Below are 10,670 nucleotides of genomic sequence, written 5' to 3' on the forward strand. Positions count from 1 at the left end.
TCCAACGTGCTCTTGTCGACGGCGTGGTGGGTGATGTTGTCGCGCCTGTCACCCAACCCGCCGCGCGCGCTGCCGACGATGGCCTCGTACGCCGTGAGCCAGTACGGCAAGTACCTTCCCGGCAACGTGGCGCACTATGCGCTGCGCCACGCGTGGAGCCGACGCAGTGGCACACCGCACGCGAGTCTCGGACTCGCAGCGGGCCTTGAGGCGGTGCTGCTGCTGCTCGCCGCGTTGTGCCTGATGCTGATCGCGGATGGAAGTGGCGCCGATTTCCTGCCGTTCCTGCGCCCGCCCGCTGCGATTGCCCTGTTGCTCACTGGCCTCGCAACCCTCAGCCTCGGTTTGCGATGGATCCAGCGCCGCGGCGGCATCGGCCGACTGCAGCTGCCACCGTTGCCGATGCCCGCGCTGCTGATGGCCTTCATCATCTATAGCGCGTTCTTCGTCGCAAGCGCAGCCCTTCAGTTCGGGATTGCCGCGATGCTCGACATCGACGTGGTTCCAACCCATCTCCTGGCTGCGACTGCCGGCAGCTGGCTCGCTGGCTTCGTCATCATCGGCGCGCCGGCGGGGATCGGCGTCCGCGAGGCGGCGTTCGTCGGCTTGATGGGCCACGTCATCGGTGATGGCGCCGCATTGCTGCTGATCGGACTCTTCCGCGTGGCGACCTTTCTCGGCGACACGATATTCATGGCTGTCGGTGCTTGGCTTCTTCGACGCGATGGACGCAGAATCTCCCAAAGCGCCGCCCGTGGAAACTGATGGGGCTCGACCGCGCGTGTGCGCAACGAATGGATTCTCGCCAAACCAAAAGGAACACCGATGCGCACGTTGTCAGGTCCCATGATCCGCAGATGGACGACAATGAGTCAGCCCGGCGCACTCACTTGGACGATACCGTGTGACGTCTGCCGTCGGGAGAGGCGTGCTCATGTCCGATAGAAACGAAGGAGTACTTGTGCTGGGTGCCGGTGGCTTCGTCGGCAGTGGCATTGTCGCGACATTGGCGCAGCAAGGCTATCGCGTGTCGGCTTTCGCGCGCTCACATGCGGGGCGAACGTCGGCAAACGTCACCGCCATTCGCGGATCGATCGAAGACACTGCACTCCTTCACGAAGCGGTCTCGCAGTCGACGACGATCGTGTATGCCGCAAGTTTGTCCACGCCGGGGACATCCGCAAACGATCCGGCACTCGAAGTCATCGGCAACCTCCTGCCGATCGCCCGCGTCCTCGAGTGCGCCAGCGCGTTTCGGGAGCGCCATTTCATTTATCTGTCGTCGGGGGGTACCGTCTATGGCGATGGCGCCGACAAGGCGATCGAATCCACCCCGTTGCGCCCACGCTCTTATTACGGTGCCGGCAAAGTGGCCGCCGAATCCCTGATTCATGCATGCGCCGAAACAACGGACTGGCGCGCAACGATCCTGCGTCCCACCAACGTCTACGGTCCGGGGCAGGCAACTGCGCGGGCGTTCGCCGTCGTTCCCACGCTGTTCGAACGCGCGCTCGACGGGCAGCCCTTCCTCGTCTGGGGTGATGGGGGATCGGTGCGCGACTACTGCTATCTCGGGGACGTCGCGCGTGCCGTGCAGGCCGCCATGGTCGCTCCGCCGGAACGGGGTTGCGCAATCTACAACGTGGCCAGCGGCTTCACCGCTTCGGTCACTGCGCTGATCCGTGCGTGCGAACAGGCATCGGGGCGCGCGATCGCTGTCGAATTCAGGGACCCCAGAGGTGTCGATGTGCGCCATGTCGCACCAGACGCATCGGCCATCGCCAGCGCGCTGGGATGGACGGCGGAAGTGTCACTCGCGGACGGGCTCGGCCATACATGGCGATGGATTCACGAGCGCCGTTCAGCAGAGACGAACAGCTAGAATTCGCCGAACCGTCATCCTTCACGCCGTCGCATGCGCACACACCTTTCCAGCTATTCCGTCGACGTCTCGATCGTCGTTCCCGTTTACGGCGGCAGCGCTGCGCTGGCCGAATTGCGCGAGCGCGTGGCAACGACACTCTCGGCCGCCGGACTGCGACACGAATTGATCCTGGTCGACGACCGCGGTTCGAGCGAGGCCTGGCCGATCATCCGCGCGCTCGCCACAGCCCATCCGGAAGTGACCGGTCTTCGGCTCGGGCGGAATTTCGGGCAGCATGCGGCCACCATTTGCGGCATCGAACACGCGCGCGGCGAGTGGATCGTCACGATGGACGACGACCTCGAGCATCTGCCCGAATCGGTCCCGGCCCTGCTCGAGGCCGCGAGTGCGGACCATCCACTCGTCTACGGCGTGTTCGCGCAGCGGACGCACGCGGGCTACCGCAACTTCAGCTCCGAGCTGATGCGTCGAACGCTGAAACGGGCATTCCCCGATCTCAACGATCAATACACGTCGTTCCGCGCGATCCACGCGCCGCTCGCGAAGCAACTCGTGCGGTTCGGCCTCAGCAAGCCGTACATCGACGGCATGCTCTCGTGGATGACGTCGAGTGTCGGTGTGGTGGACGTTCCCCACGGCGAACGGCGGCACGGCGAGAGCGCGTACACCCTCGGCAAACTGCTGTCGTTGGCGACGAATATTTTCGTGACGTTTTCGCACCTGCCATTGCGCATTGCCAGTTACAGCGGGGCTGCGCTCGCCGTGGCGAGCTTTCTCTATCTGCTCTATCTGATCGTCGGGCATCTCAGCGGCAACATCATCAACCCCGGTTACACATCGCTGATGTCCGTGGTGCTGCTCGCATGCGGCATCCAGCTGCTGATCCTCGGCGTGCTCGGCGAGTACATCGGCCGCCTGATGGGCGCGGCGTATCGCAAGCCGGTCTATCTGGTGGAGAACCGCGTTGGCGCGATGGCCGACGCACGCGTTGAACCGGCGCGCGCCACCGCCGACGATTCCACTGTCGAATCGCCATTGCCTCCCGCGTGACTCTCATGGCCGGCCAGACGCCACCGACCCAAAGTCGACGTGCGGACACTGCAACTCGCAGTGGCGCCACGGGCGGCGAAGTCCTGCGGTTTCTGATCATGGGCGGCGTCAACACCGCCACAACGTACGCGCTGTCGCTTTTGCTGATGCACTGGATGCGCTACGAGTTCGCGTATTCGATCGGTTACGTCGCCGGCATCGTGATGGCCTACGCACTCAGTACGACGTTCGTCTTCCGCCGACCGATGCGTGCTCGATCGGCCGCGCGTTTTCCGCTGGTGTACGTGTTGCAGTTCGTACTCAGCATCGCGCTGTTGCACACCGCCGTCGACGTGATCGGCGTGCCGCGCTGGCTTGCGCTCGGACTCTCGATTGCGGTGACGATGCCGATCACCTTCGTGATGTCGCGCTGGGTTTTACGTTCGGCCTGAGCCCGTTTCAAGCGGTCGGCGCGCGCACACCACGTATTGCGCTCCCAACGGCAGCCACGTGAGCGCACGATCGACACGGCGAGCCCACGGTGCATCTGCAGGCACGAAGAACAGATACTCCTTCAAAAGGATCTCGAAGCCCTGCGCACGCAGCAAGTCGATCACCGACTGCGCTCGCAACAACACCGCATCGTGATCGAACGGACATCGCCACACCGCGACGCGGGTCAGCGGATTGATTGGATTGTGTTCGTAGACCGCGAACAGACCGCCCGGCCGCGTGACGCGCCATGCCTCCGCGACAAAGGCAGGCCATGATTGCTGCGGAACATGATGCATCACGCACACGGTCGAACAGAAATCGAAACTGGCGTCGGCATACGGCAGGCGATCGCCCTCATAATTTCGGTAATCGATCTCCGGATGAGCATTGCGTGCAGTTTCGATTGCCTCAGCCGAGACATCCGCGCCCGACAGCGATGCGACATGCGGCGCAATCATCGGATGCAGGATTCCGATGCCGCAACCGATGTCCAGACAGGTCGCCCCGGCCGCGCGCGACGCAGAGAAACGGTCGAGCGTTTCGACGATGTTGTCAGCCTTGCCGCGCGCGAACAGGTCGACACCCAACCCTGAGAATCCGATCGAGCGGTTGACGTCGTCGCTGTAGCGATCGGGGTACGCATCCTTGGCCCAGCGGTTTTCGTCAGTCATTGCAGCCATCGACCCTCAGTTCAACAGTGTGCCAAGGATCGGCTCGACTCCGACACCCCACCGACGACCCTGTAGCCTCGTCGTTACGAGGGTCCAATTCTAACGGTGCAACATCGCTGCTGCGAGCGACTGGTGCCATCGTGACGAGATTCTCGAATATCGGGACGGGACTGATCGGTCGCTGCAACAGCCCACGATCGTCGAGACCACGTTGCCGACGCGGTGGCAATGCGGCGTGAGCGCCAATCAGGGGATGCGCACGCAGAAGAGCATGAAGCGCGCGATACGCGCACGCGTGAAATCCACTCATTCTCCCAAGCGTAAGACGAGGTAAAACGTTGATTGCATTCCCGCAGCGATTGAGGGGATCATCCAACGGCACGCACCGCATCGCCAAGCGGATTTGACGCGCGAGATCCCATCCGTTCACAAGGTCCGAGCCAATGCCGCGAATGCAGGAGAGATTTTCGCGTTTTAGGCATGTATTCAGCGCCAAATCAACAGAAGGATGGTTCGACGGCGGCGTTGCTGCGTTCGCCGCACTTGCGATTGCTCTGTATGCCTTTGGGATGTGGCCCCTCGCACTTCACGTGCCCATGCTCGAAACGGGGGACGCTACATTCGAGCAGTATGTCTTCAAGACCGTGCTCGATCATAGAACCTATCTGCGAAACCCCGACTTGGGCGCACCGTTTGGTGCAACCTTGTACGACTTTCCGATTCCGGAACCGACGCACCAGTGGATGATTCGGTTCATTGGGCTGTTCACACGCGACCCCTTCCTGGCGTTCAATGTTTTTTACCTTTTTTCTTTCGCCACAGCCGCGATGGCGGCACGCTGGTCTTTAAGACGCAATGGTGTCGGTCGCCTGGAAGCAATCGCGGGCGCGATTGCGTTTGCCGTTCTTCCGTATCATTTCATTCGCATGGGGCACACGTTCCTGGCATCGTATTTCGCGATCCCCATCCTCGGTCACTACGCGCTTCAGCTTGCGACCTTCAAAGCGCCCCATCTGAATGATGCTGTGCGTCTTCGCGTCACCACTGCTGTCTTGCTCGCCATCGCGGCGGGCAGCGGTGTGTATTACGCGTTCTTCGGATTGCTCTTCCTTGCAACCGGTAGCGCGATCGGAGCGATGCGGTCACGCCATGTCGTGGTGCTGCGAACCGGCGTGCTCTACTGCGCGATTGTCGCCGGGACCATTGTCATAACGCTTCTTCCCAACTTTCTTTTTCACTTTACGAATGGCGGCAATTCACTCGTCGCCCATCGGAGTTACGCCGATGCAGAGATCTATGGCCTGAAGATCACGCAGCTCCTGTTGCCGACGCCGGGGCATCGCTTGCCGTTGTTCGACTCATTCATGTCTGCGTACCGCACGAACGCTCCTCTGGTGAATGAAAATGCGACTGCCACCCTCGGAATGATGGGCGCCGCAGGATTCGTCATCGCGCTGCTGGCATTTTTCAGCGGCGACACGCGCCGCTACCCGCTTTTGTCAGCGCTCGGGGCTTTTTGCGTTGTCGCGGTGCTTTATGCTGGAATTGGAGGGTTCGGATCGCTGGTTTCCATACTGGTCATTCCGGAGATCCGCGGACTCAATCGCATCAGCGTCTTCGTGGGATTTTACGCGCTGATGGCGTTTCTGCTGTCGCTCCGGCAGCTCCGGGTCACGCGCTCAAATTTTCCCGTGCGTTGCATCGTTGCGATGGGAATTGCTGGCTTCGCGTGCCTCGACCAGGTGCCCGTGCGCGCGGTTGTTCATCGCGATATCGCAACGTTCGCACGGGAGCGTGCGTTCTACGATCGGCTCCAATCGGCCATTCCATCCGGTTCGCGGGTTCTCCAATTGCCGTACGACTATTTTCCAGAGAGCCAGCGTCCTCGCAGTGGATATCGTCTGATGGAACCTTATCTATTCACCCGAGGCCTGCGCTGGAGTTTCGGTGAAATGCATGGACGGCCAGCGGATGTTTGGAACGAGCACATATCGACACTGTCCGGAAAGCCGTTTGCCAATGCCGTCGCTGGTGCGGGCTTCAGTGCGATCTACGTCGATCGACGGCTGTACGCCGACAATGGGGCAAGCGTGGAAAAGGAGTTACGACAACAGTTCGGACCTCCAGTTCTTGAAGACGGGGATTTCCACCGTTCACTCTATCGCGTCGCTCGCGCCGCCCCTGAATCGAGCCCCTTCATCGTCGTCGCCCCGAAGCCGGACTGGCTTGTCACGGTATCCGCCAAAGATCCCCATGATGAAATCTACTGGACGCTCGGGAAGGGCAACGGCGAAATGATGGTCGCCAATCCGAGCCCTTCATCCGCATGGTGCTCGGTTTCTTTCAAGCTCAGAACATTTCAGCGCCGACATGTCGGGATTGCCTACGGCGAGAACACGCTGGCCGCTTACGAACTCGTCCCCGGACAATCAAAAGACGTCACGTTGAAATTTCTTGCCAGTCCGGGCGTTTCGCAGATTTCGCTGACGACCGACGTTGCCGCTGCGGCCATCAGCCCAATCGACGCTCGCAAGGTCGGGATCGGTGTGGAAGCTCTCGCCTACGGCTCATACCAACAGCGTTAACGAAACACGCAGATGGCAGACAATATGGAATCGCGGTCATTTTGGCGCCGCGACGTTCGACGCATCAATCGTGCCCGGTGCGCCTGAGCCCCTGCGACGGATGCACAATGATCGAGGATGAGCATTTCCTTCACTGCGGAAAGCAGATCCAGCCGATGAAGTCGCTGGTCGCGCGTCAGGACCTTGAGGCGCGTCTCAATCACGGAAACGAGTCGGCGGCCAGACTCCCAAGCCAATTCAATCGAAGCAACTTCTGAAAATAAGAGTCGCCTTCCTGGCGCCGTGCGCGTCCGCGCTCGATGACGGTGGGGGAGTACCCGGTTTTTTCACTTCTGCAAACGCGCCTTCTGTAGTCGACGCGAAAATGGCGTCTTCCAATCCTGGGGTGGGCGCATCAGATCCATGGTGCCGAGCGACGCAGTCATCGATTGCAGTCGCGCCCCGCGTCAAGTCGACGGGTGCAATCCCTCGATTCTTTTTTGCGCCCTTCGCCGATGCGAAATCGGCGCTCACATTGTGATCGAATATCATGATGTGAAAACTGCTTTCGTCTATTTGTCGGAGCGGCTGTCCCAGCGAGCGTTGGAGGTTTGTCACGTCAGCGCTTTTGTATTCACTATCGTCGGCCACGAGAAATGTCTCGCCCTGCCACGCCTCCGGCTTATACCAATCCGTCGACACCATGGACCAAAATGGCACAAGCCCGGTCGGTGTGAAGATGACCGGCGACAGTTGGACAGAAGACCTTGCATGAACCATCGTCGCACCGGCATTCCACCAGGTGGCGTAGCCCCAACGCAGCTGTTCGCGTTGGAGGATCCGCGCCAAGCGCATTGTTTTGGATTCGCCGACGGTCCAGAAGCCCGGACTCCCGATTGCCCTGACGGGTATGTAGAACGGCGCGGCGACAAAGGCCAGCATCGCGCTCGCAACTGCGAGACCTGCACTCGCCGAGGCTGGTCGACGCATCACAAGCCACCGCAGCGGAAATGCGCAGAGCAGTACCGCCATGCAATTGGGAACGATGAAATATCGAAGTGTGCTGCCGTTGACCGCCAGCGGGTCGAACAGGACGTAAGGGATCGCGACAAATAGATACGCCACCAGCATTGCCGACGCCAAGGCACGCCGCAGCACGTCTCGCTGATGCACGAGCTTCACGGATTCGCTTACAGCAACCCACGTCAGCCAAAGTGAAATGGCCCAACGAAACGGGGCGAGCGCATTGATCGCCCCGAGGCTCGCGAACGGTGGTCCGGAAGGGGCGCCTAAAAAAATGAACCAAGATTTGAACGTTAGAAGATGTCGCCAAACGCTGGGCCATCCGCCCCAGTGAAGGGCCGCAGCACCATACACGGGCTGCGTGATGCCAGCATGTACGAACTCGGCGTAGATAAGCATTGAGAGCAGGAAACTGCTGACGATCCCGATGAGCGCAAGAGGATCTCCAAACCCTGCGAATCGCAACCACGAAAGCCAACCGGAATGGCCACGTCCGAATTGTTCAGATCCGACATGGAGAACGCGATCGAAGACGTAAAGTGGCAAGACCATCATTACGGCGACACGTGCGGGATTGGCAAAACTCACACTGAAAATGAGCGTGGCCAGCAGCGCTATCCGCCAGCGCGCGGACGAGCGCACGGATCGCGAAGGCTGCCTGTGGTTGTAGATGAGAGTGGCACCCATGAAGAATCCTGCAGGCCACCAGAAATAGGTAGTCTGGGTATAGACGACCGTGATGAAGCTGCTGCAGAAACCCGAAGCCATCAGAGTCGCAACGAATAGCACGACGATCCATGGGATCGCGAACGCACGAAGCGCCCGCATCAGCGAGCCGAGGAGGATAACCGCGGCGAATACTCCCCCAATCGAGTGAAGGCCGAAGCTGTTTGGAAACCAGTTCAGCAGTGGCGCCACGATCAATGCAATCGACGGCATCATCAGATCGCCGTTGTTGTTGATCCAGTGGCGCGGCAACAAGCGCCCCTGCTGCCACATGGTTTCCGCGAGCATATTCACGACGGCATCGTCGCTGCCGAAGAACTGCCTTCCGAAATGCACCACAAACAACACAAGACAGATCGCCAATGCTGCAAACGAGCATATAGCTAGCGCGACAGACGCGCGTGCAAGCAACGCGAATTGCTGGTCATGTGCCTCGCCCACTGCGTCACGGGACACAATAGTCCCCACAGTGAGCCCAATGCACTGATGCCGGCCTGCGGCCCTCTCGATCTGCGTGTTTCATGGCCGAAGCGCTTTTCAGCTCAAGGCTGACACAAGCTCGTTCTTCAGATCCGATAGATCCTCGACGCCAACCGAGAGACGAATCAATCCGTCGGTAATGCCGAGGCGTTTCCTGTTCGCTGCGGGAATGGACGCATGGGTCATGATCGCCGGATGTTCGATCAGACTTTCGACGCCACCGAGCGACTCGGCCAGCGCGAACAGGTGGCACCGCTCAAGCATCTTGCGTGCCTTGCGCAATCCGCCTTTCACCTCGATCGAGATGATTCCGCCGAAGCCATCCATCTGCTTTTTCGCCAGTGCATGCTGCGGATGAGATTTGAGACCGGGGTAGATCACGCGCTCTACAGCCGGGTGTTTCTGCAGCCACGACGCGAGCGACATCGCGCTCTCGCAATGCGCGCGCATGCGCAAGTGCAAAGTCTTCAGCCCGCGCATCGCGAGGAAGGAATCAAACGGGCCTGCAACGGAGCCAACCGAGTTGTGCAGAAACGCCATCTGCTCCGCGAGCTCCGCGCTCCCGCCGACCACCGCGATCCCTCCGACCATGTCGGAGTGTCCATTGAGATACTTGGTCGCCGAATGCACGACGATGTCGGCACCGTACTCGATCGGCCGCTGCAGCATCGGCGAACAAAAGGTGTTGTCGACCACGAAGGTCAGCCCGTGTTTACGCGCAAACGCACCGACTTTCGCCAGATCGACCAGCTTGAGCATCGGATTTGTCGGCGTTTCCGCCCAGATCATCTTCGTATTCGGCTTCAGCGCAGCCCTCAGCGCGTCCATGTCATTGAGGTCGATGAAACTGAAATCGAGCCCCGCACTGCGACGGCGCACGCGCTCGAACAGGCGGTAGGTGCCGCCGTACAGGTCATCCATCGCAATCACGTGACTACCCGAGTCGAGCAGTTCGAGCACGGTTCCAGCCGCCGCCAGACCCGAAGCAAACGCGTAGCCTTGTTGCCCACCTTCCAGATCGGCCACGCAGCGTTCGTACGCCATGCGTGTCGGGTTCTGCGTGCGAGAGTATTCATAGCCCTTGTGCACACCGGGGCTCTGCTGCACGTAGGTGGACGTCGCGTAGATCGGCGTCATGATCGCGCCGGTCGAGGGATCAGGGCTTTGGCCTGCGTGGATGGCACGGGTGCCTAGGCCGTTGGCTTTTGATCTGGGCATAACAATAGTGTCTTCCTGGAATTTTCTGGTCATTGGCTGTATTCCGCGAGAAGAACGGATTTAAAGATCAGGCCTTCAATGCAAGCCCCGAGTCATGATCAAGCCATAGGATGTGGAGGCAAAGTTACCAATCCGCAATTTCAGATGGAATTTTCCGCCGTATGGCGGCTCATCGACATATTGGTCAGCGTCGGTATTTCCGGTATCGAAGTCGAACGCCTCTACCGTGTGCCCAAGCGCTGACATCTCGCTGGCAAGCTCCAGCAGGTCGCACCTCCTGTAAACCACGTCTCGTCCCGATTTCAGTGTAGCGGAGTCGGAATCAACATTGAGCTCGGTTGTATGGACAGCAATTCCACCCGGCCGAAGGCACTCAATGGCGCGCTTTACGAAATCGGTTCCTGCAGAAAGGCTACCGAGATGTTCGAGTGCGCAGGAAGACCAAAGAAAATCAAATCCGATCAGGTCCGCTGGAATCTGGCGCATGTCGACGCTTCGGAAACGAACATTCGAGGAGAAGAGTTCAGTTGAACAAAATCCACGGGAATTGAGTTGCTTGAGCCCGGATGCATGCTGTTT

General features: G+C 60.0%; 9 protein-coding genes. 5 read left to right on the forward strand and 4 right to left on the reverse strand.

Annotation, left to right across the window (positions count from 1 at the left end; genetic code table 11):
- From ABIV12_RS08590 to ABIV12_RS08605, 4 genes are all read left to right on the forward strand, one after another.
- On the forward strand, positions 1–765 hold a 765-nt coding region (locus ABIV12_RS08590; protein ID WP_348058270.1), incomplete at its 5' end, for a hypothetical protein.
- A gap of 169 nt (positions 766–934) precedes the next feature.
- A complete protein-coding gene (locus ABIV12_RS08595; RefSeq protein ID WP_348058272.1) occupies positions 935–1,882 on the forward strand; it encodes an NAD-dependent epimerase/dehydratase family protein in 948 nt (315 codons plus the stop codon).
- 33 nt (positions 1,883–1,915) lie between these two features.
- A complete protein-coding gene (locus ABIV12_RS08600) occupies positions 1,916–2,935 on the forward strand; it encodes a glycosyltransferase family 2 protein (RefSeq protein WP_348058274.1) in 1,020 nt (339 codons plus the stop codon).
- A 5-nt stretch (positions 2,936–2,940) separates the two neighbouring features.
- Positions 2,941–3,366, forward strand: coding sequence for a GtrA family protein (locus ABIV12_RS08605; RefSeq protein ID WP_348058276.1), 426 nt, complete (start codon positions 2,941–2,943; stop codon positions 3,364–3,366).
- Here ABIV12_RS08605 and ABIV12_RS08610 read toward each other — a convergent pair.
- Complete coding sequence (locus ABIV12_RS08610; RefSeq protein ID WP_348058278.1) at positions 3,352–4,089, reverse strand: class I SAM-dependent methyltransferase; 738 nt, start codon at positions 4,087–4,089, stop codon at positions 3,352–3,354. The two genes, ABIV12_RS08605 and ABIV12_RS08610, sit on opposite strands and share 15 nt — an antisense overlap.
- A 434-nt stretch (positions 4,090–4,523) precedes the next feature.
- Between ABIV12_RS08610 and ABIV12_RS08615 the strand changes: the two genes are divergently transcribed.
- Positions 4,524–6,665: a hypothetical protein gene (locus ABIV12_RS08615; protein WP_348058280.1), complete on the forward strand. Its 2,142-nt coding sequence runs from the start codon at positions 4,524–4,526 to the stop codon at positions 6,663–6,665.
- A gap of 237 nt (positions 6,666–6,902) precedes the next feature.
- On the opposite strand, the gene ABIV12_RS08620 is transcribed toward ABIV12_RS08615, so the two are convergent.
- The 3 genes from ABIV12_RS08620 to ABIV12_RS08630 form a co-directional block, all read right to left on the reverse strand.
- Entirely contained in the window at positions 6,903–8,834 is a 1,932-nt protein-coding gene (locus tag ABIV12_RS08620) for a hypothetical protein (protein WP_348058282.1), read from the reverse strand.
- A gap of 96 nt (positions 8,835–8,930) precedes the next feature.
- Positions 8,931–10,091, reverse strand: coding sequence for a PLP-dependent aspartate aminotransferase family protein (locus ABIV12_RS08625; protein ID WP_348058286.1), 1,161 nt, complete (start codon positions 10,089–10,091; stop codon positions 8,931–8,933).
- Between the two features lie 75 nt (positions 10,092–10,166).
- Positions 10,167–10,670: class I SAM-dependent methyltransferase (locus tag ABIV12_RS08630; RefSeq protein WP_348058284.1), on the reverse strand; the 504-nt coding region annotated here is incomplete at its 5' end.

This window comes from Dokdonella sp. (assembly GCF_039926425.1).
Classification (GTDB): domain Bacteria; phylum Pseudomonadota; class Gammaproteobacteria; order Xanthomonadales; family Rhodanobacteraceae; genus Dokdonella_A.